Here is a 25,616-nt window from a genome sequence, read left to right as displayed (position 1 = left end):
GTTTACAACGCCGATTGCGGGGCGTATGCCGCTTGGCGGAACCGAACTGAAACTGGACCTGATATGACCGACGCCGTTCTCGTGCGCGACGCCACCGAAGCCGATCTCCCTGTCATCCGCGATATCTACAATCACGCCGTCGAGCACACGACGGCGATCTGGAACGAGACGCTGGTTGACCTTGACAACCGCGTCGAGTGGTTCAAGGCGCGCAAGGCAAGAGGCTTTCCGGTCATCGTAGCGGAGAGGGATGGCAAGGTCGCAGGCTATGCCTCCTATGGCGATTGGCGGACCTTCGACGGCTACCGCCACACGGTCGAGCACTCGGTCTACGTCGACAAGGATTGCCGCGGTGCCGGCATCGGCGAAATGCTGATGCGGGCGCTGATCGAGCGGGCGGCCGGGGCCAACATCCACGTGATGATCGCCGGCATCGAGGCTGAGAACGCCGCTTCCATCAAGCTGCATGAAAAGCTGGGATTCCGCGTTGCCGGAACCTTTTTGGAGGTGGGCACGAAGTTCGGCCGCTGGCTGGATCTGACCTGCATGGAGCTTAGGGTCACGAAGTGAGCCTCATCGTTCTCACAGGCGCTTCCGGATCGGGCAAAACGGCGATCTCCAAGGCGGTCGCCGACCGGGGTGAGATCGACGTCTACCATTTTGATGACATCGGCGTCCCCCCGCTCTCCCGGATGACGGCCGACTACGGCTCGCCGGCGGGCTGGCAGCGGGCCATGACCTTCAAGTGGTTTGAGAGCCTCGCGGAGGCACAGCACGCCGGCCGCAATCAACTGCTCGAAGGCCAGATGCGCCTTGCATTTCTGGAAGAGGCGGCGACGGCAACGGGCATTGCCTATTTGCCCCTGCTTATCGATTGCGATGACGAAACACGAACGCATCGCCTGTCAGTCGAGCGCCGGCAGCCGGAGCTTGCCAACGCCGAAATGATGATCTGGGCGACCTTCCTCCGCCGCGAGGCCTTGGCGAAAAAATGCGCGATATTGGATACATCGCGCCTGTCGCTAGATGAAAGCGTCCGCGCGGTCGTCGAACGCTTCTAGGAGGATCAGTGGAGGCAGACCCTCGGGCCTGCGCCTTATTTGTCCGGCTCGAACACCATCGCGTGGCCGTTGATGCAGTACCGCAGGCCGGTCGGCGGCGGGCCGTCGGGAAAGACGTGGCCCAGATGGGCATCGCAGGTGCCGCAGCGGATTTCCGTGCGGACCATCCCGTAGGTCGTGTCGCGATGTTCGGTTACAGCGTCGGGCGAGACCGCCTCGAAATAGCTTGGCCAGCCGCAACCGGCGTCAAATTTCGTATCGGAGCGGAACAGCGGTGAATTGCAACCGACGCAGCGATAGAGCCCGGTTTCGAACGAATCCCAATAGGGCCCGGTGAAGGCACGTTCGGTACCGTGCTGCCGGGTGATCCGGTATTGCTCGGGCGTCAGCTGTTCCTTCCATTCCGCGTCGGTCTTGTGAACTTTGGCGATTGTCGTATCGGCCATGGTTTGATCCTTTCGCGCCTGGGGGACGGCATGGTTTTTCGCCAGCAATGTGGTGCGGAATGCCGGCTGGATCAAGGGGATGCGGATCACGGTAAAGCGGCACCCGGCCTAGCGAAACGGCAATCCCTTTGTTGCTTTTAAGAGGGCCGGTCGTGCGCGAAGGCCTAAAGCGTCCTGTGCCCCCAGCGTGAAATCGCTTCAAGAAATGCCTCGAGGACGCTGCAAGCGATGTCTATGGACACGGATGAGCGGTTCCCTGTGAGTATCCACCGCTGGCGGCTGCTCTAGGTCGAACAAGACTTGTGACCGCGCCGCTGTTCTCGTACACCTGACGGGACTTCCGGCGTTTGCCGGCTCCACGAAGCGTTGCCAGCAGGGGAGGGCACATGGCCGGTGTCACGGCTTTGACATTTGCGGCCTTGTGTCTGCCACTTCTCGGCGCAGTCCTCGCTCCCTTTGCCGTCCGCGCCTTTGGTGCAAACGCCGCCTGGCTATTGGCGCTTGCGCCGTTGCTCGCCTTTGCGCACTTCGCCAGCCTGTTGCCGGTCATCGCGGGCGGCGAGGTGATAACAGGCGGCTATGCCTGGGTGCCAAGCTTTGACCTCCGCTTTTCCTGGCTGCTCGACGGTCTTTCGCTGACTTTCGCGCTGCTGATCACCGGGATCGGCACGCTGATCGTCCTTTACGCCGGCGGATACCTCAAGGGGCACCCGGATCAGGGGCGTTTCTTCTCGTTTATCTTCCTGTTCATGGGCGCCATGCTCGGCCTCGTCGTCTCGGACAGCCTGCTGATGCTCTTCATCTTCTGGGAACTGACGTCGATCACGTCGTTCCTCTTGATCGGGTTCGACCATGAGCGCGAGGCCGCCCGTCGTGCCGCATTGCAGGCGCTCGTGGTCACCGGCGGTGGCGGCCTTCTGCTGCTGGCCGGCCTGCTCCTGATCTGGAGCACGACAAACGCGACCGACCTGTCGACGCTGCTGCAGTCCGGCGATCTCTTGCGCGCCAATCCATACTATCTGGCGATCCTGATCCTTGTTCTCGGCGGCGCGTTCACCAAATCGGCGCAGTTTCCGTTTCATTTCTGGCTGCCCAACGCGATGGAGGCGCCGACGCCGGTCTCCGCCTACCTGCATTCGGCAACGATGGTGAAGGCGGGCGTCTATCTCCTGATGCGGCTCAATCCCGTCATGGGCGGGACATCGGCCTGGGAGACCTTGCTGCCGCTCTTCGGCGGCGTGACCTTGATCGTCGGTACGCTGCTTGCGATCCGCCAGACCGATCTTAAGCTGCAACTTGCCTATACCACCGTTTCCTCGCTCGGGCTGCTTGTGCTGCTGACCGGCTTCGGCGCGCCCTATGCCGTCGAGGCCGCGGCGCTCTACCTCGTGGCGCATTCGCTCTTCAAGGGCGCGCTGTTCATGGTTGCTGGCATCATCGACCATGAAACCGGCACGCGCGACATCACAAAGCTGCGCGGCTTGCGGACGGCGATGCCGCTGACCTTTGCGGCTGCACTTGCCGCGGCGATCTCCATGGGCGGTCTGCCGCCGTTCTTCGGCTTCCTCGCCAAGGAGGAAATCTATGCCGCCCTGGCACATACGGACCCACGGTCGATCGTCTTTACCGTGGTTGCGGTAACCGGCAATACGCTGATGTTTGCGATCGGCTTCGCCGTGGCGCTGAAGCCGTTCCTCGGGCCGGTCCTTGCAACGCCCAAACATCCGCACGAGGCACCGCCGTTGCTGTGGGTCGGCTCCGTCGTGCTGGCGCTGTTGGGCCTGATGGCGGCGGTGTTCGCCGCAACTGCGCACCACTACATCTCGTCTCCGACGGCATCCGCCGTTCGCGGAACGGCGAGCGTGATCGAGATTTCCCTGATCCCGCATGTCGGTGTGCCGTTGCTTCTGTCTGTTCTCACGATCGCGCTCGGCACTCTTGTCTATTGGCGGATAGACCAGGCGCGTCTGCTCATGGCGACAGTACTGCGAAAGCTCGGGCCGGGACCGGATCGCGGGTTTGACGCTTTTATCATCGGCCTGATCAGACTGTCGGTTCGCGTAACACGCTTCGTTCAGCCCGGACGACTTGAACTCTACATCACCTGCACCTTCCTCTGCCTCGCCGCGATCCTGCTCGTTCCGCTATGGACCTACGGCGAAATGCCGGCGCTGCCCGTCTGGCCGCGTAAGGTCCAGATCCACGAATGGGCGATTTTCCTGCTCGCCGTCTGTGGTCTGTTGAGCGTTGTCATCGCGCGCGACCGGCTGACAGCGATCGTCTCGCTCGGCATCCAGGGCTTCTCCGTCGCCATCATATTCCTGCTGTTTGGCGCGCCCGACCTGTCTTTCACGCAGTTCATGGTGGAGACGCTATCGGTCGTCATCCTGGCGCTGGTCATGACCCGCCTTCAATTGTCGCCGACCGACCGGAGGCCGCTTGGCCAGAAGATATTCGACGGCTGCATCGCGATTGCCTGCGGCTCCGGCTTCGCGCTGCTCCTGATGAAAGCCACGCAGGCGCCGTTCAACAATGCGCTGACCGAGTTCTTCAACACCCACTCGAAGACCATCGCTCATGGCGCCAACGTCGTGAACGTCATCATCGTCGATTTCCGCGGTACCGACACTCTGGGCGAGATCGCCGTTGTTGCCATCACCGGCCTTGCGATCCTCGCCCTCATTCGCATCCGCGCGCAGACCGAGCGCAAGCTTGCCGAAAACGATCCTGATGCTCCTGAGGCTCTCGGAGTCGAGCGCCCATGAACACGCTGATCTTCCGTACGATCGCGCCGGTGCTGACAGCCCTGATGCTGCTCTTTTCCGTCTTCGTCCTGCTGCGCGGCCACAACGAGCCGGGCGGCGGCTTCATCGGCGGGTTGATTGCCGCCTCGGCGCTGGCGATCTTCGGCATTGCCCGCGGCGTCGGCGCCGTGCGCCGTGCCATCGTCTTCCACCCACTGTCGATATCGGGCGCCGGTCTTCTTATGGCGACTTGCGCCGGCCTGCTGTCGATCGTCTTTGCAGTGCCGTTCATGACCGGGCTTTGGATCTATCCTGAAATAGCAGGTGTCGAAGTGCCGCTCTCGACCGTCATGCTGTTCGATATCGGGGTCTATCTGGTCGTCGTCGGCGCCATTACCTCGATCGCGCTGGCACTTGAGGAAAGGGAGGTCGAGTGATGGAACCGCTGTTTGCGATCCTCGTCGGCCTGTTCTTCGCTGCCGCGATCTATCTGATGCTGTCGAAATTCTCGATCCGGATCATGCTCGGCATCGCCGTCCTCGGCAACGCGGTGAACCTGTTGCTGTTTACCGCAGGGCGGCTGACGCGCGAGGTGCCGCCGATCATTCCGGCGAACCTCGATACGCTCCCGGACGGCGCCGCCAACCCACTGCCGCAGGCCCTGATCCTGACGGCGATCGTCATCTCGTTTTCCTTCCTCGCCTTCCTGCTGGTGCTGACCTATCGCGCCTATCAGGACATCGGCACCGACAACACCGACGAAATGCGTGTCGCCGAACCCGTCGATCCACCGCTGCCGCCGATGGGGTACTAGATGGCGGCTCCGGTAAGCACGATCACCGATCTCTCGGCTGTGATGGTCACGGCACCATTGCCGCTCGCCAACTGGCTCGTCATTGCACCCGTGGTGCTCTGTATTACACTCGGCGCCGCGCTGCTGATGATGCGCGGTTCGCTGCGGCTGCAGGCGCAGGTCGCCATTCCGGGCCTCGCCGTTCTGGTCCTGCTGGATGCCGCGCTGTTGGCAAAGGTCGTCGCGCATGGTCCGCTGACCATGGTCATGGGGCGTTGGCTTCCGCCGTTCGGCATCGCCTTCACGGTCGATCTCTTCGGCGCTCTGATGGCCCTGGCCGCTGCCATCGCCGCGCTTGCCGGCGGCCTCTTCGCACTGAAGGACGTGACCGAAAGCGGCCGCCGATACGGTTTCTTCCCCTTCCTTTTGCTTCTGATGGCAGGCGTTTCCGGAGCGTTCCTGACAGGCGACCTCTTCAACCTCTATGTCTGGTTCGAGGTGCTTCTCATTTCGTCCTTCGGCATGTTGATCCTCGGCTCCGAGCGCGGGCAGATCGATGGAGCCATGAAATATGCGGTGCTGAACCTGATCGGCACGACGCTGTTCCTGATCTCGGTCGGCATCGTCTACGCTGTCTTCGGCACGCTCAACATGGCCGATATCGCTGGCAAGGTGGAGAGTGTGCGCGACACCGCGCCGCTGATGACCCTGTCGGCCCTCTTGCTGCTGGCCTTTGCCATGAAGGCCGCTGCCTTTCCCGTCAATTTCTGGCTGCCGGCCTCCTATCATACCCCGCGCATCGTCGTGTCGGCACTGTTTGCCGGTCTGATGACCAAGGTTGGTGTCTACGCCCTCATTCGCATCATGGTCATGCTGCTGCCGATCGAGCGCGAACAATTGAGCCTGCTGATTGCGGCAACCGGGGCGGCGACCATTGTCGTCGGCGCGCTTGGGGCGCTGGCGCAGGACGATATCCGCAAGCTCCTCGGCTATGTCGTGATCTCGGGCATTGGCAACATGCTGGTCGGCATAGCGCTAGGCACGCCCGGCGGCCTGTCCGGCGCGATTTTTTACGCGCTGCATTCGATGGTGCTGATGACGGCGCTGTACCTTCTCGCCGGGCAGGCGGCCGCCCTTGCCGGCAGTTTCTCGCTGGCCGGGCTCGGTGGCCTCTACCGTCGCAGCAACGGCTTTGCCGCGATCTCTTTCATCCTCTTCGTCGCCACGTGTGGATTGCCGCCCTTTTCCGGCTTCTGGCCGAAGGTGATTTTGGTCAGAGCATCGATCGACGTCGGCGCCTGGTGGCTGGCCGCCGCGATCCTGATCGGCGGCTTCCTGCTGACGGTCGTATTCGGACGCGTCTTCCTGCTCGCCTACTGGCGACCGGTAACGGCACCGCCGGCTGCAGCCTCCATCCGCTGGCAAACGGGACTGCCGCTCATCATCCTGACCGCTCTTGTCGTCGCTTTCGGCATTCTGCCCGAGCAGTTGTTGGAGATGGCACAGGCCGCAGCGACCGGCCTCATTGACCCGACGTCCTATCTGCAATCGGTCTTCCCTGACGGAGGGATGCCATGATTGCCCTGCTGTTGAACGTCCTTTTGGCCATCGCCTGGGCTACCGTCACCGGCAGTGCCTCGCCGCACAATCTCCTGTTCGGATTTGTTGTGGCCGCACTATGCCTGTCCGTCGTCCGTGAACCCTACGGCAGCCGGGGGTATCTTCGCCGCTCACGGTCGATCGTGCTCCTTGGCCTGCTGTTTCTGAAGGAACTGGCGATCTCGGCGTTGAAGGTCGCCGCTACGGTGCTGACGCCCACTATGCGGCTGCAGCCTGGCATTTTTGCCTTTCCGCTCACCGTCGACCGCGATTTCGAGATCACGCTTCTCGCCAACATGATTACGCTGACGCCGGGTACGCTGTCCGTCGATGTGTCAGACGACCGCAAGACGCTATACGTCCACGCGCTGGACTGCTCAGATCCGGAGGGAACCAAGCGCGACATCGCCAACGGCTTTGAGCGGCGGATCCTGGAGGCGTTCCGATGATTTCCCCTGCTGCCATCGTTTCTACCGCCGCCGCGATCGCCCTCATCATCCTCGGCGTCGCCTTTCTGCTGGCGGGCTGGCGGGTCGTTGCCGGCCCGACACTGCCCGATCGGATCCTGGCTCTCGACACGCTCTCGGGCACGGCGATCGGCTTCATCGCTGTATTGGCGGTCAAGACCGGTTTCAGCCTCTACATCGACATCGCCATCTCGCTAGGTCTGGTCGGCTTTCTGGCGACGGTCGCCTTTGCGCGTTTCGTGATGTCTCGCGGCACTGTTGCAGAACGGCACAGCGAAAAAACGGTACGTGCCCCGAAAAAGCCCCAAGTGGCAGCCAAACGCAGCCGCGCGAACGGAAGAAAGGGTAGGGCATGATGGACTATACGGTAGCTCTTGCCGTCACATTCCTGCTGCTTGCCGGCTCCTCTTTCGCACTTGTCGCCGCTCTCGGTATCGTGCGCCTGCCCGACCTCTATACGCGGATGCATGCCGCTTCCAAGGCGGGAACGGTCGGTTCCGGCATGCTGCTCGTTGCTGCGGGGATCGCCTCGGGCGAGGTTGCAGTCTTTGCGCGAGCGCTGGCCGGTTTCGTCTTTTTTCTGTTAACGGCACCGGTCGCCGCACATCTTCTGGCGAAGGCAGCACATCAAACAGGGTACCGTCTTGGGCCTCAATCGGTGCGTGATGATCTAGTTGAAAGATGAGAGCGCTTCCGATTCAGTATTTTAAGTTGATTTTTGCACCCTTTTGCAGATTTCTTAATGGTTAATGTTTGGGTCTTGTGCAGACAATTCTTGCGAGTTGGGCATTTTTCGGTAGATATATACGAAATAATAATTGGCGTTTTCGCAAAACGGTGATATTTGGATGTCCAAGTAGAGTTCTGATATTGAATTAGAATCACGTTGCTTATTTCCTCGTTGGCTTTGCATTTCACTGTTTAATTGAGGAAGTAGCCTGCGTGACAACGTACTAATTCGAAATCGGGCAGTATAAGAAACGGGTTTCGGCCTCAGGAATCTAGGGGTGGATTTCAGTTTTTCGAAACAGGTAGCCGTAGCCTGAGTTTTTTGCTGTTGGCTCTACGATGACGGTCTTGGCTGACGAGGCTTGGACCTTTGGAGCATTGAAACAGGAGAAACGTATTATGACGGATACTGCAGCCGGTAGCGGGCCGGAATTGCTGGTGGAGCTTACCGCAGATATTGTTGCCGCCTATGTCAGCAATCATGTGGTCCCAGTTGGCGATCTGGCTAACCTGATCTCGGATGTGCATTCAGCACTGAGCAATACGTCGGCGCCAACACCTGCAACGGCCATTGTCGAAAAGCAGAAGCCGGCGGTATCGGTGCGTAAGTCTGTTCAGGATGAGCAGATCACCTGCCTGGAATGCGGCGGCAACTTCAAGTCGCTGAAGCGTCACCTGATGACCCACCATAGCCTGTCGCCCGAAGAGTACCGCGAAAAGTGGGAACTTCCTGTCGATTACCCGATGGTAGCTCCAGCTTATGCTGAAGCGCGTTCGCGCCTCGCAAAGGAAATGGGGCTCGGCCAGCGCCGCAAGCGCGGCCGCGTCTGATCGTTGCCAAGGATTGATTTAATCCTGTAGAGCCGGGCGGAAGCCCGGCTTTTGTGCTTTTGGGATGGGAATGAGTGTGGAAAATAATCCTATTCATTTCCGCCTCTTAAGGAAATCGACGAGGAAGATCAACAGAAAGTTGCGCGATAACGCTTTTGTTCGTTCTCGTTGCCGTGTAAGGTGTATGAATTAATTCCTATTTTATGGGAGTGTTCATATGCCGATTGCCAATTTCACTTTGCCGGGCGCTTCTGCGCCGTCCTTCCCCGAGGCGATAACAAGTCAAAGCGCTTCCGGTTTCGTTCCCCCTCCCGCAACGGTGCCGGTCCGTATTGTCTGCCGCATCTGCGCACAGCTCACCACCGAGATGGTCATGCTTGCCAGCCATCGCATCCAGATGCGTCGGGATCGCCGCCGCACGCTCTGCCATATCAGGCAGATCGCCATGTATGTTTGCCACGTCGCCCTTCAGATCCCCCTTTGCGAGATCGCGAAAGCCTTCGGACGCGACCGCACGACGGTCGGTCATGCCTGCCACGTGGTCGAGGATCGTCGTGATGATCCGGCGTTCGACGAATTCGTCGCTGTTGTCGAACGGACGGTCGTTTCTGTTTTCCGATCGCATGGAGTGTTTGGAAATGAGTGATGCGCATAAGGCCATGGTGAAGCTTTTGAGGTTCCTCGCGCGTGGCGAGGCCCGTGAGCAGGCATGCGAGGGCTCGGCCCTGTCGCTGCATTTGGGCGATGGCGCGCTTCACGTCGTGTCTCAATCCCTTTTGGCTGCGGCGGTGTCGGCAGGGCTCGTTAGCCGGACGGGCGGTTGGATTTGCCTCGCCCCCGCCGCGCGCTCCTTCATCGAACAACACGGCGCAATCGACCATGCCGTGGCAGAGGTCGGCGACGGACGGCGGCAGCCAGTACGGATCAATCGGGAGGAATCGCCGCTATCGGGCCTTGCGCGGTTGAAGGAAAAGACCGGCGGGCCTTTCCTGTCGGCGGCGGCACTCGCCGCCGGCGAGCGGCTGCTTGCGGATTTTACGCGCGGTCAGTTGCAGCCGCGGGTCACCGCTTCCTGGGAACCGCACCACGCAAGCCGCGCGAAAGGAGAGCGTGGCGGCATGGCTGATCTGACCGACAGTGCAATTGCCGCGCGGGTCGCGGTCAATCGTGCGCTCGAGGCCATGGGACCGGAGCTTGCCGGAGTGGCACTCGATGTCTGCTGCTTCATGAAGGGGTTGGAGACTGTGGAGCGAGAGCGTCAGTGGCCGGCACGCTCCGCCAAACTGATGCTGCGCACCGCGCTGATGGTGCTCTCACGGCACTACAACCCGCCCATGCCCGCACGCCGGGCCCGCGTGGAGCATTGGGGTGCCGAGGGATATCGACCCGAACTCTATTCGTGATGAGGAGGTCGCAGCTAAAGCGCGTCGCGATCTTTCGGATTCGCTCATGCGCTTCAGCCAGTTGTTTCTCGCATGTCTTTATCCCGAAACCGGTGACCACTTTCGGGAGACATGCTTTAAGCCACCGCGCGCACGCGCGCTTCCTCGCGGATGCGGTTGACCATCGAGCGCAGGCCGTTGGCGCGCTGCGAGGAAAGGTGCTCGACAAGGCCGATCTTCGAGAACACGTCGAAAGCGTCGAGCGCGGCGATCTCGGAGGCGGTTTTGCCGGAATAGGTCGCCAGCACGATCGCCACCAGCCCGCGCACGATATGCGCGTCGGAATCTCCCTCGAAGGTCATGAGGGGATTGTCAGGGTCCCCATCGGTGTGCGTAACGAGCCAGACTTGGCTGGCACAGCCCATCACCTTGTTGGCCGACGTCTTTTTGTCGTCGGGAAGGTCGGGAAGCGCCTTGCCGAGCTCGATCACATAGCGATAGCGGTCTTCCCAATCGTCGAGGAAGGAGAAATCTTCGAGGATCTGCTCGAGGGACGTCATGTATTCTGGCCTTTCGTTATCAGGATTTCATATAGGTGAAACGCGGCCAGATTTGAACCATTAAAAAGAAACGCCGCGAAGGATGGGCATCCTCGCGGCGCAGCAAAAGCTGAAAATAAACAGGGCAGGCACGTCAGGCACGGGACTTTCCGCAGCTTCGCGGATCGCCGGTGCAAGCTCGGTTGCGGGAAATCCCGCGAAATTCTCAGGTGGCCGGGCGCGGTGTCGGCAGCGGAATCGTGCCTGTGGTCACGGTGTCGGAAAGGCCTTCATCGGCATCGTCAAGCGGCGGGCGGTAAGGCATCGGCTGGTTCAGCGCTGCCGTCCGTTCCTGCACCTGCGCTTCCGTATGCGACGGCGCCAGTGCTGCGACAGGAGCGACCGGGGCGTTCGCAGCGACAGCAGACTTGGAGGTCGTGTCGTCGCCAAAGCGGCTGTCGAGGAGTTCGTAGGCAACACGGGCGCCTTCACGGGCCCGCTGACCGAGCGCGGCCATTGTCTCAGCACCCTTGACGCAGACCTCCGGCTTCTCGCCGCACATGCCGGTCACGTAGTCATAGGCGCCAGTCGCAGCGACAAAGGCGTCGGAAAACTGCAATTTCGGTTGCGAGCTGGTCGGGCTTTCGCCGCTGAAGAACGACAAGAGCACGAGCACAAGTCCGAACCAGAATGATCCTTTGATCAGAAACCACATCGTCGTTGCCCATCCTGTTTCCCCGTTCGGTCTTGCTGCCGAATCGGTCCGGTCTTCCGGTGTGCTTTGACCTTAGAGCAGAGTTGCGAATGCCAGTTTTCGAAACTTGTCGGTATTTGCGGCAAATTTAGTTCGAATTTTAATGAACGGGATTTGCACCGCATTTCAGTCAAATTGTAGCGACCATCGTTAAGCATGTGGCAGGCCTTCTCCTGTAATTACAGGCAAACCTTGCGGCGAACCTGCCACAAAGGTTAACGATGAGCTGAAATGTCAGCGAAATCCGTCGCTTACCGCCCATTAACCGTAAAATTCAAAGCCGCCTTCAGATGCCCGAAAACGGGACATTTCGCGCTTTTGAGGTGTGGAGGCGGCTTTTCCCTTATCCTTTCCTTAAGCGCCCAAGGCCTATTGTCCGCCTTGGTAAAGAGCCTTTTTTGGGCGGGTATTGCGTGCGTGTAATGAGTAAGATCGCAGAGCGGGCGGCAGCCCTCGTGGACCGGGCGGCTGGAAGCTGGCTCTCCCGGACGGGAGGCGGCGCTGCCGCGCGCCAGCGCGAACTGATGATCCTGCGCCGATTGGCGCTGCTGTCGTCGGCCGCTCTCGTTGCGGCGCCCTTTGGACTCTCCTTCGTTACCAGTCCCGCGATCGCGCTGCCCGTCGGTGTCACGACGGTTTGCGCAGCCTTCCTGTTCTCCGCTGTGGGCAGCATTGCTCTGTCGCGCCAGAGCACGGCAACGGCGGCAGCCGCCGCACCCGTTGCCGAAGAATTCTTCATGGAGGCAATCGCCGGTCTTGCCTTCTTCATGGATCCGCAGGGCAACGTCACCACTGTTGGCGGTCGCGACAAGCGGGAGTATCTCGCCTGGATGCGCGATCCGATCGGCAAGGGCTTTGTCGATCAGATCCATGTCTCCGACCGCATCCTCTTTCTGCAGGCGCTGGACCAGCTCCGCCAGGGCGAGGAGGCTGCGACCGTCGACCTGCGCCTCGAACGGCCATCCGTTTCGCGCGACAACAGACAGTTTGCCTACCTGCGTGTCGACCTGACAGCGCGCCAGGATAGTGACGGCGTGCTCTTCAGCGTGATTGCCCAGCTGCGCGATGTCTCGTTGGAGCAGCAGTTGCGGCAGGAGGCGCAGAACCGCGCCGCCGACGCCCGCTCGGCCAACGATGCAAAGTCGCGGTTTCTTGCCGCCGTCAGCCACGAACTGCGCACGCCGCTCAATGCCATCCTCGGCTTCTCCGACATCCTGCTCGGCGAGTATTTCGGCAAGTTCGAGAACGAACGTCAGCGGGAGTATGTCGGGCTCGTCCGGGATTCTGGCGCGCATCTGCTCTCGGTCGTCAACACCATGCTGGATATGAGTAAGATCGAAGCCGGTCGCTACGAACTCTGCCTCGAACCGTTCGACATTGCGTCGGTCGTTCGTTCCTGCGAGGCGATGCTGGCGCTCCAGGCGAAAACCAAGGGCGTATCGCTGACGAGCCGCGTACAGCGCGGTCTCGATGAGGTGATTGCGGACCAGCGTGCGATCCAGCAGATTCTCATCAATCTCGTCGGCAACGCCGTGAAATTCACCGATGCGGGCGGTGCGATCTCGATCGATGCGTCGATGCGCGACGGCGTTCTGAACCTCTGCGTCAGCGACACCGGCATCGGCATTCCGGGCGACAAGCTGGAAATGCTCGGCCAACCTTTTGTCCAGATCCAGAACGACTATAGCCGCAGATTTGAAGGGACGGGGCTCGGTCTGTCGCTGGTGAAGGGCTTGGTGGCGCTGCATGGCGGCGACTTCGCAATCGCCAGCACGCCGGGCGCCGGCACCATCATCACGATTTCGATTGCAGCGGACGGATCCGGCATTCCGGCTGCGGGCACGGCCCGCAATGATCTTGTCGAGTTCCCGCCGCGACTGAAGGCTGCACCGACGCCGGTCGGTGTTTTGGAAGAGGGGCTTTTCGATGGCCACGAGCAAGCGAAAATCGCCTAAGGGAAGGCGGGGCCGGCAAAAACGGCCGGGCCTGCTTCTCACCGGGGCGTCCGTCGTTGGCGGATTGGGGCTGCAGGGTGCAAGCGCGCTTGGCGGCGTGATTGGCCGCAACCCGTCGGTTGCCGGCGGCACCGCGGCCTTCCTGGTCATCTTCAGTTTCGTTGCCGCCAACGCGCTCTGGTATCAGCCGGGCGCGCACCCGCACCCCTTTCTGCGCACACGCGATCCGCTGTTCCCGAACGTGCTCGGGGCGCGCCCGCCCGTTGAGGAGCACAGCGGCAACGTCACCACCTTCAAGATCGAACGACAGGACGAGGCCGACGCCACGCAGACGAATGCGACGCCGGTAGCGCCTGGTGGTCAGCAACCGAGCCAGATCGTCATGGACATCCAGACCGAACTGGTGCGGCGAGGACTCTACAACGGCACGCCGGATGGGGTCATCGGTCCACGCACCAGCGCGGCGATCCTGTTCTTCGAGGAAACCGTCGGCATGCCGCAAACGGGCGATGCGACGCCCGTGGTGCTGGCAGCGCTCAGGACCGACTCGGTCGGGCCCTCTGCGGTGCCGCTGGAAAAGCCGCCCGCGGACGTCACGTCGAAAGCGTCGGCCGAGGATCCGGTCGCCGCTGCCATCCGCAGCGCCGAGAAGACCATCAAGACCGCTCCGACACCGGCGAAGAAAATGGCGCAGTCGGCGGAACTGTCGACCGTCGATCTCGTCCTGAAGATCCAGAAGGGTCTGAGCAACATGGCCTACGCCAACGTCGGGGTAGACGGCGTGCCCGGCGAACAGACCCGCACCGCCATCCGGCATTTCCAGAAACACTACAACCTGCCGGAGAATGGCGAGCCAAGCGAGGCCGTTCTGAAGAAGCTCAAGGAAATCGGAGCACTCTGAAGGGCCGTCGCAGCATTGCCGCCGGCGGTTTGTCTGCTATAGCTCGCGAATGAGATTGCGCACCGACATCTTCGTTTCCGCCCTCCTGCGTCGTGTCTTCGGCAAGGGCGACTTCGCCGCTGTCGAGGCAAAGGGCGCCGACGAGGCAGGCGCCGTTTTTATCCGCCAGCATTTTCGCGATGGACTCGAAACGCTTTATGGCCCGGCGCCGCAAAGCGTCTTCGACGACGAAACGAGCGGTGAGCGACTGTTCGAGCAGCGCTTGATGCGGGCTGAGCCTGATAAGGTGAGGGAGATGCTTGAGCGGGAACGGAAGTTCGACCCGGATCTCTGGATTGTCGAGCTTGAAGCCGAAGACCTCGGAGATATCGTCCCACTCGCCGGCGGGCGCGAGAACCCGCTATAGCCAAAAATCAGCGGGTGCGGCCGATAACGCGCCGGTCGCGGGTGGGAGGAACCTCGTGGCCCGAGCGGGCCGTTTCTGCCTCGTCCGGCAGGTAGGTATAGCTGTCTGCGCGGCGCCACGCTTCGACGCGGGCATTGCACTCTTCCGGATCGAGTCCGTCCAGAACCATCCAGGCCCGCGTTACACCATGCTGCGGTTCGGCGAGGTGCGGATACAGCTTCTCGAGAACGAAGACGGCGTCGAGGAAATCCATGCCGAGACTGATAAGCGTGGTCGCAAGCTGCTGTCCCGAGATATCGAGCATGATGCGCTCGGCTAGCCAGCGGCTGGCGGAAAGCCCATCGGCGAGCGCCTTGGCGAAGAGCGTTGCCTCCCGGTTGCGGGCAAAGCGGACGAGGAGGGCGGCCTGGATTGGGGAGAGGTGCCGCAGTCCGAGCCGATCGCCTTCAGGGCTGGCGACGTGACGAACGAGCTCCCGGATCCGGTTGCGCATTTCCTCTTCGCTGGCGCGGCGGGCGGCAGCTTCGATATCCTCGAGCGAGGTCGCAGCCGGCGGTTCCGGCGCCACACTGGGTGGTTCGGCTTCCGGCGGGACCGCCAGCCGCTGTTCGGCTTGCCGCAGCCCGACCAGGGCATCGATGACCCGCGGGGAGAGAGCCTCTCTGCTGACGATCGCCTTCATGTGCGCGCTGCCCTGCGTGCGCGCAATCGTGATCAGGGTTTCGTCGTCAATCGCCGGCGAGGAGGTGAGGAAAGGCGCGGCGATATCGATCGCCTGGCAGCCAACGAAGAGCGCAACGGCTGCCGGAATCTGCGGGCATTGCGAAAGGGCGGCCACTGCCTGCCGCCGCGCCTCGTCGGAGGAAGCCTGAAACAGTGGCGTGAAGAGTTCGGCGAATTGGCGCAGTTCCGAACGGGTGGGCGGCTGCAAGCCCTCGAAGCTGCTGACTGTCGCCATGAGCACCACGTCCTTCTTCCGGCTGGCGGAGGGGGTCTCTAGGTCTCTGAACCGGTCACGCACAAGAACACACCCTGGAAACGCAAAAAGGGATGTCGCAGGACTGGACGCGGAGGGACGCCCCTTACCCCACATAGGTTATGAACAAATCCTACACGGGCAGGGTTAATGGTTACTGAAGACTTTATTAAAATTGTGCCAGAAGGTGCCACGTCGACCGGCGCGCGACAGTGGCCTTCATTAGGTTCGATATCTAAGGGAAACTACAATCCCTTATGCCCGCGAAGCGCCGCCAGAAGTCTTTCGGCGCTGTTGTTTCCGGACTGATAGAGGTCCAGTGCCGCGGATGCTGCCAACTGGGCTTCGGCGCTCTTGATGTCGATCCGCTTCTCCAGGCACCACGCATCGAGTGCATGGCGAAGCACATCCAGGTCCTCGGGGGAAAATGTCGAACCGATAAGCAAAGACATTTCAGCCCCTTCCTTGTTCGCGGTGAATGGAACAGTGCCCAGCCGGCCGGCTCAGATTTGCCGACGATGCCACAACCATACCGGTATTGCCGGCGACCGCAATTGATATTTTCGTGACACGAATCCGTCGACGGAGGTCGAACCGGCCTTGCCGGCACAACCTGCGTTAAGTATATGAATTAATGCTAATATCATTGCGCCGTTGTGGACCGAATCTTCTTGTGCGACGTTTGAAACCAAAACACGGCACGGCGCGTTTATATCGTGTCGTAGAAGAAGCTAATGTTCACGCATGAAATTAACCATCTGTTAACCGTCATATGTCTCAATTCGGAAATGAACACGGCGGTCGAGTGCTTCGGTCGTCGAGTTTCACATCACGGTATTTCGAACAGTGCCGTGAGAAAGGCGCGGATGCCTCGGGGGCCTGATCGGGCTTTATAGGACGCGCTGGCTCGCATAGGCGGGCAGGGTGAGATTTCGCAGTTCATCCGTCTCGGGCCGTGCATGGAGACGAGAATGGCAATAGTCGTCGCATTGGCGGACCGTCTGTCTCAGACGCGCCGCCGCAAGGGCAGAAAACCAGTCGAGGCGCAGATCCTGCTTTTCACCGGCGTTCGCTACGAGCGCCTGACCGAGAGTTCGAAGCGCGCGTCCGGAGATCGGGTTTCGCGAGCCAAGAAATAGCTAGATTGCTTCAGTTCGAGGAGCTGGCATATTCGTCGCAGCCGGCCTCCGCGAGGAAGTTGCGCGCGGCTGCATCGAAGCTCGTCTGGGGCGCCAACGTCCTCAACACCGCATAGCCCTCTGAGCGGGGGCTTTCCACGAGAATGGTCTTTTGCAGATCCGGCGGCAAAGCCTTGCGAAGCTCGGTCAACTGGATCGGCGTTCCGATCAGAATATCGAGCGCGCCTCCCACCGACGTCCTGTCATTCATGCTGAAGACCTCGTTCGACGCGCCATCATAGAGTGCGATCGACCAGAACGGCACGTTGCCTCTGGCGGTCAGCCGAACCGGCGCCTCCTCGATGTCGAACGAGCAGACGGCTGTGCGGACAAAGGGATCGTCGTTGGAAAGGCCCGCGGCGTCATCGGTGGCGCCAAGCAGGTAGAACTTGTCGAGGTCGCCCTCGGAGGCGACGCGGGTCGCGGCGTCCTTGCCGGTAAAGTGCGGCAGTGACAGTATGATCACCAGGTGCAGCAGCGCCGCCCCGAAAAGTCCCGCAAGGATGGCGAACAAGATCCTAAGCATTACCGCACCCGGTCTTCTCTAGCTTCGGCATCGCAAGGTCGATGACACCGGAGCTGCCGGCGGTCGGGGTATCGAACAGGGTCAGGACGAGTTGGAAGGTGCCCGCGGCCGGCAGCGCCAGCCAGTTTCCAGGGCGGGCATGCGCTGATATCTCGACCGTAAAGCTGCTGTCGGCCTGCCGCAGCACCGTCCAGGAATTCATCGCACCCGGAAGCCCAGGTCGCAGCGACGCCGGGTTGCCGCTGTTGTCGGCAGTAAACAGCGTCCAGATGCGGGCGGGCGGCGTCTGCCCCGTAATGCGGTAGCTGCAGGCGGCGTTCAGCCGGTCGCCGTTATCGTCGACCTTGGCGGTGAACATCAGGCCTTCGGCATTTCCATAAAGCAGGCGCCCGGCACGCGCCCGGTGCGACTTCGCGTAGGGGTCGGCGCTTTCTGTTTGCAGTTCGGGAAAAGCCTCCCAGGCGCCGAGCTTGATCGCGCCGAAACCGGCCGTCGCGTTCAGCGCGTAGAGCGAAATCATGATCCCGCCACCAAAGGCGATAATCAGCGTCATCGCTATGAAGAGAGGAAACCGAAACACTATGCGCCCTTGAGAAACAAATCAGTTGAAAGGGTTACCACTGATTCTAGCTATGCGGAATGCCGCAGGCGGAACGGCGCGGCATATCCCAGCCAAAACGAACTGGCGGGCTGCCTTGCGTGGCGTGGCTGAATGGTCCTTTGAGGTTGTTGCGTCGAATTTACCGTAACGTACTTCCAATTCCCTTATCTCGGTGGAAGGCTTGCCCCGAGTGAAGGAACCAATGGAGGAACTGACATATGGGGCAGCAGGCAGTCATCACGGCGTTGCTTTTGGTGCTGGGCACCAACGGCGTTCTCGCGCAGGCCGCTACCAAGGACGCCGTTCCGGTGACGCCCGACAACTTCCCGCGGGCTGAATCTGATCTCTATTTCGGGAACATCGTCAAGGACGACGGTTTCGCAAAGTTCAAGCATCATCGCGAACTCAGTCCGATCGATCATCAGCTCGTCATCCGGACAAACCGCGACACGCTCTATTCGGCCGCTGTCTTCGATCTCGATGCCGGGCCAGTAACGGTAACACTTCCGGGCGCCGGCAAGCGCTTCATGTCGATGCAGGTCATCGATGAAGATCAGTACACGCATGATGTCATTTACGAACCGGGGAGTTACACCCTCGTCAAGGACAAGATCGGAACGCGATATGTGGTTGCTGCCGTTCGGACACTTGTAAATCCGCAGGACTCCGAAGACGTAAAACAGGCGCACGCCCTCCAGGACGCGATCAAGGTGGAACAGAAGTCACCTGGCAGTTTCGAGGTTCCCAATTGGGATCAGGCAAGCCAGACGAAAGTGAGAAAGGCGCTGCTGGAACTGGCTGCCACGCTGCCTGACACAAACCGGATGTTTGGGACGAAGGAAGACGTTGACCCGGTTCGACGCCTTATCGGCGCAGCTTCGGCCTGGGGCGGAAATCCACAGAAGGATGCGACCTATCTCAATGTCACGCCCGAGAAGAACGACGGCAAAACCATCTACAAGCTCGAGGTCAAGGATGTGCCAGTTGAAGGATTCTGGTCCATCAGCGTCTACAACGAGAAGGGCTATTACCAGCCGAACAAGCTGAACGCCTACACGCTCAACAATGTCACCGCCAAGAAGGACGATGATGGTTCCGTGCGTGTTCAGTTCGGCGGATGCGACGGAAAGACCGCCAACTGCCTGCCGATAACAGAAGGCTGGAACTACATGGTTCGCCTGTATCGGCCGAGCGCCGATATCCTGGACGGAAAGTGGCAGTTCCCAAAGGCAATGCAATAGCTGATCGGGTCGTCACGACCGCGCGGGGATAGATGGCAACATCCGTCACCCGCAACATGTGCTGGAGGAATGACGCCATGAGATTCGTCGCGTTGCTGTGCCTGTTGCTGCTTGGGGTTCCTGCCATTGCAGCGGATCGAACCACGCAGCAGGTGTTCGACAGGGAGATCGAGCGAAAGGCCGTGCAGGCGGTCGTCTGGGGTATGCCTGTGGTCAACTATGACCTGATGCGCCAGGAAATGCTGGCCAAGACACCGGGGAAGGTGGGCCAGGTCATCTACTGGGGCCGCCCGCTGGATTGGCGGAACCAGACCCTGACCCCCAATCCGGACGCGCTCTACTTCATGGTGTTCTTCACCACCAAGGATGGCCCGATCGTTCTGGATCTGCCGCCTGCGGAGGCGAAGGCATCCTTCAACGCCAACATCGTTACGGCATGGCAGTTGCCTTTGGAGGATGCCGGTCTGCTCGGCATCGACAAGGGCAAGGGCGGGAAGTTCGTGGTGCTGCCGCCGGGCTACAAGGAAAAGCTTCCGGACGGGTTCATTCCGCTTCAGTCCGAGGTGGACGGCGGCTACATGCTGCTTCGCTCCAACCTTCCGAGCCACGCCGACGCGGATGTTCAGGCTTCGATCGATTACGGCAAGAAGCTGAAAATCTATCCGCTGTCGGCCTCCGGCAATCCGCCGGAAACGGTCTTCAGCGACGTAAAGGATGTTCTGTTCGATTCCACGATCAAATGGGATACGAGCTTCTTCGAGAACCTCAACCGCGTCGTTCAGGAAGAACCATGGATCGTGCGCGATCGCGTGATGATCGACCAGCTGAAATCCCTCGGTATCGAGAAGGGCAAACCGTTCGAACCGGATCAGCATATGAAATCGCTGCTGAGCAAGGGCATGAAGGACGCGCAGTTGCTGCTCGAGGCAAAGTATGATGCCGGATTTCCACCGTTCTTCAGCGACAAGAGCCGCTGGACCTTTCCAACCTATCCGGACCTGATCCAGGCGGGCGGACATGGCTTCGACGAGGAAAATGCCTATCCGGTCGATCACCGCGGCGTCGCCTACAGCTACGCCTATATCGGTCTCAAACGGCTTGGCGCAGGGCAATTCTACTCGATCTCGATCCGAGACAAGGATGGCCGCGAGTTCGACGGTCGCGCCACCTATCGGCTGAACGTCCCGCCGGATGTCCCTGTTCAGCAGTACTGGTCGGTGACGGCCTATGACCGGCAGACGCACGCCTTGATCAAGAACGTGTCGCGTGCCAGCCGCTCGTCGCAAATTCCCGAGCTCGCCAAGAATAGCGACGGTTCCATCGATCTCTATTTTGGTCCCAAGGCGCCGAAAGGCAAAGAGGCGAACTGGGTCCCGACGGATCCGAAAGGGAGGTTCGAGCTGATGTTCCGCGCCTATGGCCCGACCAAGGAGTTCTTTGACAAGAAATGGGTACTGGCGGATGTCGTCCGCGTGGACAAATAGTTTCGTTCAAGGCATGCGGATGGCTCACCTCGCTTGGAGGATGGATGCATGACCAATGGATTCAGGTTCGCAAAATGGGGACTTGGTCTCTTCATCTCCTGTGCGTGGGCCTAACACAGACGGGCCGGTGATCCGGACCGTGGCGGTGAGTGTCGGGCCCTCTTCGAACGGTCTGGCGTGGGCGCGGTTCCCTGGCGCACCAAATGTCATGGCTGGGGAGCGGTTTAATTCTCCGCGGTTGCAGGCGTGCGTAGAGTGCTATGATCGCCGTTGTATGTGTGCTTATGGGGGGAGGATGCAGCATGTCCGATTTCAACCTCGGCTTCGTGATCTTTCCCGGGATTACGCAGCTTGACTTCACCGGGCCGTTCGAGGTCTTGAGCAGGCTCGGAACACCGCCCTCGCTTTCAGTCCCAAGCAAATTCCCTGACGTTAAGGCCCACGTTGTCGCAAAGACCTTGCAGCCGATCTCGAGTGATCGCGGTCTTGCTTTCTTGCCGACCGACACATTTGAGACTTGCCCCGCGCTCGACTTGCTTTGCGTGCCGGGTGGCTCCGGCGTCATGGAGGCGCTTGCGGATTCCGAACTGGTCGATTTCGTTGGGCGGCAGGGGAGGCAGGCAACCTACGTAACGTCGGTCTGCACCGGCGCCTTTCTGCTCGGCGCAGCCGGATTGCTGGAGGGGCGGCGGGCGACGACGCATTGGGCCTATGTCGACCTGCTTCCACTGGTCGGCGCGATCCACGAAGAAGGGCGTATTGTGCGCGATGGCAACGTTGTCACCTCAGGCGGTGTCACGGCGGGGATCGATTTCGCTTTCAGTGTCGTTGCGGAAGTCGCCGGGCCCGAGGTCGCCCAGGCCATTCAGCTGGGGATCGAATATGATCCTTCACCCCCGTTTGACGCGGGCCATCCCGACAAGGCAAGCGCAGCGGCAACTTCGCTGATGGTGCAGCGAAATGAGAGCAGCCATACGGCGATGAGAAAGGCACTGGAGAAGCGGGCAGCGACGGGCGTTCCCTGAGGGCGGCGCCCTTTCCGCCGAAGTTTTGCCAGCGCCTGCCGGATGCTTTGCGGTAATGCATGCGCAGACCCAGGAGTGCTGACGGGCGGCCCATTCGGGCCACCTGTTGTCACCGTTCCGGCAGGCCGGCCTTTCGGAAGCCGTCGACAAAGTGGTCTCGTACAGATGCATCGCGTAGCGGCTGGGAGTTGAGCCAATGGCTGATCGTGAAATGAGGGTGGGCGATGAGGAACAATTCTGCTTCTCGTCGCGCCTCTTCACGGTGGCCCAACTGCGCAAGCGTCGCAGCCAGGAATTTGCGTGAGTTGGTACGATACGTGTCTTCCCTGCGGAGGGTAGCGGCTGCCGCCTCATAGTCACGCGCGGCGTATTGCGCCTGCCCGAGATGACAGAGATACCAGCAGGTTGGATGGGGATTGAGCCGCAGAGCTTTTTCAATCTGCGCTAGTCCGTCGGCAACCCTGCCGTCCAGCACGGACACGTCCGACATGGCGGCCCAGGTGTCGGCGTGGTTGGGGTCCAGCTCCAGGGCCTTGGCGAAGGCGGCCTCCGATTCTTCCCATCGCTGCTCATAAGCCAAAATGGTCCCCAGAACGTAACGGCAGCCGGCATCGTTGGGATCTAACTCGACCGCCTCCTGCGCGAACGTCGCCGCCATCCGGCGGTTAGGATCTTCGGGCTCGCCGAAATGAGTCCAGGCAAGCCAACGGTTATAGGCGAGCAGGCCGAGCGCCTCGGCATATGATGGCTCGAGCTCAACCGCGCGTTGGAGCAGCATATAGGCCTCACGCTCAGTTTGCGGCGATTCTTCCGTCAGGCGGCGGGCGCGCACGCATAGATCGTAGGCCTCAAAGTTCTTCGGCCGATTACGCTGCGCCGGGATGGTCAGCCGGCCGACGAGGGCTTCAACAATCTTGGCGTTAACTTCATCCTGTAATTCGAAAACATCTTCCACCGTCCGGTCAAACCGGTCGGCCCACAATTGCTGGCCGCCAAGCGCGTCGATCAATTTGGCATTGATACGGACACGGCCCATTGCACGTCTGGCGCTCCCCTCAAGGATGTAGCGGACGCCGAGCTCCTGGGCGACCAACCGTACATCAACCGGCTTGCCCTTGTAGCCGTTCACGGAATTGCGCGCGATGACGAACAGGCCAGCCGTACGGGAAAGGTCGATGATGAGGTCTTCGGTCAAGCCGTCGACGAAAGGCGCGTCGGCTTCATCCCCACTCGTATTCGTGAAAGGCAATACAGCGATCGAGGGACACTCGGGCAGCGGCAACATGCTCTGCAGCGCATCCGGCCAATGCCACACGTGGACCGGGCGGGTCAGGTTCTTCAGGTAGCGTTCGCCTCCATCAAAGAACCGGTCGCCGATCTTGCCGACAATCTCGCCGTGAACGTTGGCTGAAATGCAGATACCTCCCGGTGCGGCCTGCGTCTCGAGGCGCGCCGCGACATTGACGCCGTCGCCGAGGACGTCTGAACCGTCGTCAACGACATCTCCCAGATTGACGCCTACACGCAAAAGCAAGCGCCGGTCTCCGGAAACAGCAGAGGTGGCCCGCTGCATTTCCAATGCTGCTGCGACCGCGTGCACCGCGCTACTGAATTCGATTAGGAATCCGTCGCCCATGACCTTGAAGATGCGACCGTTGTTACGCATCACCGCCGGCTCGATGACGCCAGAACGAAGTTCCTTGAGGCTCGCCAGCGTTGCGACTTCATCAGCCTCCATCAGGCGTGAAAATCCCACCACATCGGCAACGACGATGGCGGCAAGGCGACGCTGAAGAGATTGATCCGTCATGTGAGGACAAGCCTAACGACTGAGTTAGCAAATTATTGTTCAACTGCGGGTGAGTCAACAAGTGGTAAGTGGCGATGTCCAGGCGATCTCCACCTCCATCGAGCCCCCATCCTTCTTGTGACCGACGGCGTCGAGGTGGACGACACGGACATGACTGTCCACGGAAAGCGGACGGTTCCATCGATCTCTATCTTGGTCCCTAGGCGCGCCGAAAGGCAAAGAGGCCAACTGGGTCCCGACTGATCCGAAAAGGAAGTTCGAACTGATGTTCCGCGCCTATGGCCCGACCAAGGAATTCCTTGACAAGAAATGGGTGCTCGCGGATGCCGTCCGGTCTGCTCGGCTACAGACGGGTAGCCTGATTGGGGCCACCCGTCCTTTTGTGCAGGGTCGATCAGTTGCCAGGCTTGTTTTTGATCGCAGCGTCGATCTGCCGCTTTACAGCATCCAGATTGAACGAGGCCGGATCCTGCATCGGGGGATAGTCGACCGCCGTGAGAGCAAGCTTGGCGACTTCCTGCTGAACGCTGACGAACCGCCAGAACTCGCGCGCAAAGAAGTCGTTCATGTAGCCTCCACCTTGATCATTGAGGCTTTGCTGACCAATCGATGGTGTCCGCTCGAACGGATCCTGACGGATGTTGACCATGGTGGGCATGTCAGTCGTTACCTTGCCGCCGGGCCAGCCCTGCGGCTGTTGGAAGAACTGGAACTTGAAGTTATCGAGGCGAACTGCCCCCAGGGCAGGGCCACCGAAGTAGAAGAATTCATGCCGTGCGGAGGGTGATTTGCCCAGCAACAAGTCCAACTGATTGTAGCCATCAAGATGGTTCTTGTAGGTCTTGTCGCCGAGCTTCACGCCCTTGAGCAACTGGTCGGTGATCTCGGTATTGCCGGCTGCTGCCGCAAGCGTCGGGAACCAATCCAAGGCCGAGAAAATGCCGTTCTCGACGGATCCCGGCTTGATCTTGCCCGTCCAGCGGATGATGGCCGGCGCGCGGAAGCCTCCCTCCATGACTGTGCCTTTGGTGCCCTTGAATGGCGTCATGCCACCGTCCGGCCAGGTAAAGACCTCCGCCCCATTGTCGGTCGTGAAAACGACGATGGTGTTATCGGCTTGGCCTGCGTCTTCGACACATTTCATGAGGGCGCCGACACTGTCGTCGAGCTGCGCCACGCCGGCTTCCTCAAGACCATAGTTGGTGTCGCTGTTCATGAGGGCCTGGTACTTGGGCGACAGATAGGTCCAAACATGCATGCGCGTCGTGTTGTGCCAGACAAAAAACGGCTTTCCGTCGGTCTTGGCCTTGTCCATGAAGTCGCACGAAGCCTTGACCAGCACTTCGTCGAATGTGCCCATGTCGTACTTGGCCTTGGGTACTATGTCATGCATGTTCGGGACGTTGGACATGTCGGGATACGGTGCGAGGGGACCCTCGTCTACGATCCGCTGCTTGCCGACCTTGCCCCAACGGGGCAGCTCGCTTGTATCGTCAGTGTCCGTTGCAAAGCTGTGGACCAAATTGCGCGGTCCGAATTTATCTCGGTACGATTGGTCATTCGGAAACGAATACCAATAGGGGTCTGACATCGCATCGAGGTGATAGAGGTAGCCAAAGAATTCATCGAAGCCATGTAGTGTCGGCAGATACTTGTTCAGATCGCCAAGATGGTTCTTTCCGAATTGGCCGGTAGCGTATCCTTCGGCCTTCAGCACGGCGGCCAGGGTGGCAGCTTTGTCGGGCATGCCGACATCGGCGCCCGCCTGGCCGACGGTCGTCAGGCCGGTCCGCAAAGGAATTTCCCCGGTGATGAAGCTCGCCCGGCCGGCTGTGCAACTCGCCTCCGCATAATAGTCGGTGAACATCATGCCCTCAGACGCCAGCTTGTCGAGGTTAGGGGTCTTTCCGGACATGATTCCGCGGTGATAGGCGCCTAGGTTGAACCAGCCGACATCGTCACCCATGATGACGACAATATTCGGCTTTGGCTGCTGTTGCTGCGCAACTGCTGGCGGGGCCAGCGCGGTCGCCAACGCGGAAGCCAGCAGACCAAAGCAAAGGTTTCTCGTGCTACTCATGATTGATACCCTCCGTTTCACTGATCTAATCGCGATTGTGTTCTCACAGCAAAAGGGTGACCCACCTCATGCCTGTGACGATCTGAGT

The 25,616-nt window shown here is 60.5% G+C and carries 28 protein-coding genes and 1 pseudogene; 20 read left to right on the top strand and 9 right to left on the bottom strand.

Annotated features, from left to right (window positions below; translation table 11 throughout):
• The first annotated feature begins 63 nt into the window (after positions 1-63).
• Together FHT77_RS01520 and FHT77_RS01515 are read left to right on the top strand one after the other, a co-directional pair.
• Entirely contained in the window at positions 64-570 is a 507-nt protein-coding gene (locus tag FHT77_RS01520; protein ID WP_183751893.1) for a GNAT family N-acetyltransferase, read from the top strand.
• Complete coding sequence (locus tag FHT77_RS01515; protein WP_183751891.1) at positions 567-1,061, top strand: AAA family ATPase; 495 nt, start codon at positions 567-569, stop codon at positions 1,059-1,061. Before FHT77_RS01520 ends, FHT77_RS01515 begins: the two co-directional genes overlap by 4 nt.
• Before the next feature lie 35 nt (positions 1,062-1,096).
• Here the strand turns inward: FHT77_RS01515 and msrB are convergent, their stop codons facing one another.
• A complete protein-coding gene (gene msrB, locus FHT77_RS01510; RefSeq protein ID WP_183753827.1) occupies positions 1,097-1,507 on the bottom strand; it encodes a peptide-methionine (R)-S-oxide reductase MsrB in 411 nt (136 codons plus the stop codon).
• 386 nt (positions 1,508-1,893) lie between these two features.
• Here msrB and FHT77_RS01505 point away from each other — a divergent pair, with 386 nt between their 5' ends.
• The 10 genes from FHT77_RS01505 to FHT77_RS01460 all read left to right on the top strand — a co-directional run bounded on the left by FHT77_RS01505 (position 1,894) and on the right by FHT77_RS01460 (position 10,073).
• A complete protein-coding gene (locus FHT77_RS01505; RefSeq protein WP_183751889.1) occupies positions 1,894-4,272 on the top strand; it encodes a putative monovalent cation/H+ antiporter subunit A in 2,379 nt (792 codons plus the stop codon).
• Positions 4,269-4,688 carry a Na+/H+ antiporter subunit B gene (locus FHT77_RS01500; RefSeq protein WP_113574883.1) on the top strand — a complete coding sequence of 140 codons (420 nt, stop codon included), beginning with the start codon at positions 4,269-4,271 and terminating at the stop codon, positions 4,686-4,688. Before FHT77_RS01505 ends, FHT77_RS01500 begins: the two co-directional genes overlap by 4 nt.
• Entirely contained in the window at positions 4,688-5,065 is a 378-nt protein-coding gene (locus tag FHT77_RS01495) for a Na+/H+ antiporter subunit C (RefSeq protein WP_112660994.1), read from the top strand. The genes FHT77_RS01500 and FHT77_RS01495 overlap by 1 nt, the downstream gene beginning before the upstream one ends.
• A complete protein-coding gene (locus tag FHT77_RS01490; protein ID WP_183751887.1) occupies positions 5,066-6,622 on the top strand; it encodes a Na+/H+ antiporter subunit D in 1,557 nt (518 codons plus the stop codon).
• The gene (locus tag FHT77_RS01485; protein ID WP_183751885.1) at positions 6,619-7,092 is read left to right on the top strand and encodes a Na+/H+ antiporter subunit E; all 474 of its coding nucleotides are present in this window, start codon (positions 6,619-6,621) and stop codon (positions 7,090-7,092) included. The genes FHT77_RS01490 and FHT77_RS01485 overlap by 4 nt, the downstream gene beginning before the upstream one ends.
• The gene (locus FHT77_RS01480; RefSeq protein ID WP_183751883.1) at positions 7,089-7,466 is read left to right on the top strand and encodes a cation:proton antiporter; all 378 of its coding nucleotides are present in this window, start codon (positions 7,089-7,091) and stop codon (positions 7,464-7,466) included. Before FHT77_RS01485 ends, FHT77_RS01480 begins: the two co-directional genes overlap by 4 nt.
• Positions 7,463-7,795, top strand: coding sequence for a monovalent cation/H(+) antiporter subunit G (gene mnhG / locus FHT77_RS01475; protein WP_183751881.1), 333 nt, complete (start codon positions 7,463-7,465; stop codon positions 7,793-7,795). The genes FHT77_RS01480 and mnhG overlap by 4 nt, the downstream gene beginning before the upstream one ends.
• Before the next feature lie 443 nt (positions 7,796-8,238).
• The gene (locus tag FHT77_RS01470) at positions 8,239-8,670 is read left to right on the top strand and encodes a MucR family transcriptional regulator (protein ID WP_016553260.1); all 432 of its coding nucleotides are present in this window, start codon (positions 8,239-8,241) and stop codon (positions 8,668-8,670) included.
• A gap of 217 nt (positions 8,671-8,887) precedes the next feature.
• Positions 8,888-9,316, top strand: coding sequence for a helix-turn-helix domain-containing protein (locus FHT77_RS01465; protein ID WP_183751879.1), 429 nt, complete (start codon positions 8,888-8,890; stop codon positions 9,314-9,316).
• Complete coding sequence (locus tag FHT77_RS01460; RefSeq protein ID WP_183751877.1) at positions 9,309-10,073, top strand: DUF6456 domain-containing protein; 765 nt, start codon at positions 9,309-9,311, stop codon at positions 10,071-10,073. The genes FHT77_RS01465 and FHT77_RS01460 overlap by 8 nt, the downstream gene beginning before the upstream one ends.
• Before the next feature lie 116 nt (positions 10,074-10,189).
• On the opposite strand, the gene FHT77_RS01455 is transcribed toward FHT77_RS01460, so the two are convergent.
• Both FHT77_RS01455 and FHT77_RS01450 read right to left on the bottom strand, forming a co-directional pair.
• Positions 10,190-10,612 carry a SufE family protein gene (locus tag FHT77_RS01455; protein WP_183751876.1) on the bottom strand — a complete coding sequence of 141 codons (423 nt, stop codon included), beginning with the start codon at positions 10,610-10,612 and terminating at the stop codon, positions 10,190-10,192.
• 205 nt (positions 10,613-10,817) lie between these two features.
• A complete protein-coding gene (locus FHT77_RS01450) occupies positions 10,818-11,306 on the bottom strand; it encodes a DUF5330 domain-containing protein (RefSeq protein ID WP_183751874.1) in 489 nt (162 codons plus the stop codon).
• A 461-nt stretch (positions 11,307-11,767) separates the two neighbouring features.
• Here FHT77_RS01450 and FHT77_RS01445 point away from each other — a divergent pair, with 461 nt between their 5' ends.
• The 3 genes from FHT77_RS01445 to FHT77_RS01435 are packed head-to-tail and all read left to right on the top strand — an operon-like array spanning position 11,768 to position 14,607.
• Positions 11,768-13,300 (top strand): sensor histidine kinase, encoded by a 1,533-nt coding sequence (locus FHT77_RS01445; RefSeq protein ID WP_183751872.1) that lies wholly within the window; start codon positions 11,768-11,770, stop codon positions 13,298-13,300.
• Positions 13,272-14,201 (top strand): peptidoglycan-binding protein, encoded by a 930-nt coding sequence (locus FHT77_RS01440; protein ID WP_183751870.1) that lies wholly within the window; start codon positions 13,272-13,274, stop codon positions 14,199-14,201. Before FHT77_RS01445 ends, FHT77_RS01440 begins: the two co-directional genes overlap by 29 nt.
• Positions 14,202-14,250: 49 nt before the next feature.
• Positions 14,251-14,607, top strand: a complete 357-nt coding sequence (locus tag FHT77_RS01435) for a DUF1491 family protein (RefSeq protein WP_183751868.1) — start codon at positions 14,251-14,253, stop codon at positions 14,605-14,607.
• Positions 14,608-14,614: 7 nt separating this feature from the next.
• Here the strand turns inward: FHT77_RS01435 and FHT77_RS01430 are convergent, their stop codons facing one another.
• Together FHT77_RS01430 and FHT77_RS01425 are read right to left on the bottom strand one after the other, a co-directional pair.
• On the bottom strand, positions 14,615-15,628 hold the full coding sequence (locus FHT77_RS01430) for a DUF2336 domain-containing protein (protein WP_183751866.1): 1,014 nt from the start codon (positions 15,626-15,628) through the stop codon (positions 14,615-14,617).
• A gap of 200 nt (positions 15,629-15,828) precedes the next feature.
• Positions 15,829-16,035, bottom strand: a complete 207-nt coding sequence (locus FHT77_RS01425) for a hypothetical protein (protein ID WP_016553269.1) — start codon at positions 16,033-16,035, stop codon at positions 15,829-15,831.
• Between the two features lie 519 nt (positions 16,036-16,554).
• On the opposite strand from FHT77_RS01425, the gene FHT77_RS01420 reads away from it, so the two are divergent.
• Positions 16,555-16,722, top strand: coding sequence for a hypothetical protein (locus FHT77_RS01420; RefSeq protein WP_183751864.1), 168 nt, complete (start codon positions 16,555-16,557; stop codon positions 16,720-16,722).
• Between the two features lie 10 nt (positions 16,723-16,732).
• On the opposite strand, the gene FHT77_RS01415 is transcribed toward FHT77_RS01420, so the two are convergent.
• Together FHT77_RS01415 and FHT77_RS01410 are read right to left on the bottom strand one after the other, a co-directional pair.
• A complete protein-coding gene (locus FHT77_RS01415; RefSeq protein ID WP_183751862.1) occupies positions 16,733-17,287 on the bottom strand; it encodes a DUF1254 domain-containing protein in 555 nt (184 codons plus the stop codon).
• On the bottom strand, positions 17,280-17,867 hold the full coding sequence (locus tag FHT77_RS01410) for a DUF1214 domain-containing protein (protein WP_183751860.1): 588 nt from the start codon (positions 17,865-17,867) through the stop codon (positions 17,280-17,282). Before FHT77_RS01410 ends, FHT77_RS01415 begins: the two co-directional genes overlap by 8 nt.
• A 239-nt stretch (positions 17,868-18,106) precedes the next feature.
• Here FHT77_RS01410 and FHT77_RS01405 point away from each other — a divergent pair, with 239 nt between their 5' ends.
• From FHT77_RS01405 to FHT77_RS01395, 3 genes are all read left to right on the top strand, one after another.
• Positions 18,107-19,129 carry a DUF1254 domain-containing protein gene (locus FHT77_RS01405; protein ID WP_183751859.1) on the top strand — a complete coding sequence of 341 codons (1,023 nt, stop codon included), beginning with the start codon at positions 18,107-18,109 and terminating at the stop codon, positions 19,127-19,129.
• A 77-nt stretch (positions 19,130-19,206) separates the two neighbouring features.
• On the top strand, positions 19,207-20,613 hold the full coding sequence (locus FHT77_RS01400; RefSeq protein WP_183751857.1) for a DUF1254 domain-containing protein: 1,407 nt from the start codon (positions 19,207-19,209) through the stop codon (positions 20,611-20,613).
• Between the two features lie 302 nt (positions 20,614-20,915).
• On the top strand, positions 20,916-21,638 hold the full coding sequence (locus FHT77_RS01395) for a DJ-1/PfpI family protein (RefSeq protein WP_183751855.1): 723 nt from the start codon (positions 20,916-20,918) through the stop codon (positions 21,636-21,638).
• A 109-nt stretch (positions 21,639-21,747) separates the two neighbouring features.
• Here the strand turns inward: FHT77_RS01395 and FHT77_RS01390 are convergent, their stop codons facing one another.
• Positions 21,748-23,448, bottom strand: a complete 1,701-nt coding sequence (locus FHT77_RS01390) for an adenylate/guanylate cyclase domain-containing protein (protein WP_183751853.1) — start codon at positions 23,446-23,448, stop codon at positions 21,748-21,750.
• A gap of 161 nt (positions 23,449-23,609) precedes the next feature.
• Here FHT77_RS01390 and FHT77_RS32165 point away from each other — a divergent pair.
• Positions 23,610-23,782, top strand: a pseudogene (locus FHT77_RS32165) (DUF1214 domain-containing protein); the annotation flags it as partial.
• A 60-nt stretch (positions 23,783-23,842) separates the two neighbouring features.
• On the opposite strand, the gene FHT77_RS01385 reads toward FHT77_RS32165, so the two are convergent.
• On the bottom strand, positions 23,843-25,528 hold the full coding sequence (locus FHT77_RS01385) for an arylsulfatase (RefSeq protein ID WP_183751851.1): 1,686 nt from the start codon (positions 25,526-25,528) through the stop codon (positions 23,843-23,845).
• Positions 25,529-25,616: the final 88 nt, after the last annotated feature.

Source organism: Rhizobium sp. BK181 (assembly GCF_014193305.1).
Classification (GTDB): domain Bacteria; phylum Pseudomonadota; class Alphaproteobacteria; order Rhizobiales; family Rhizobiaceae; genus Rhizobium.
Note: the sequence above shows the minus strand (reverse complement) of the source record. Positions and strands in the feature narration are given on the sequence as shown.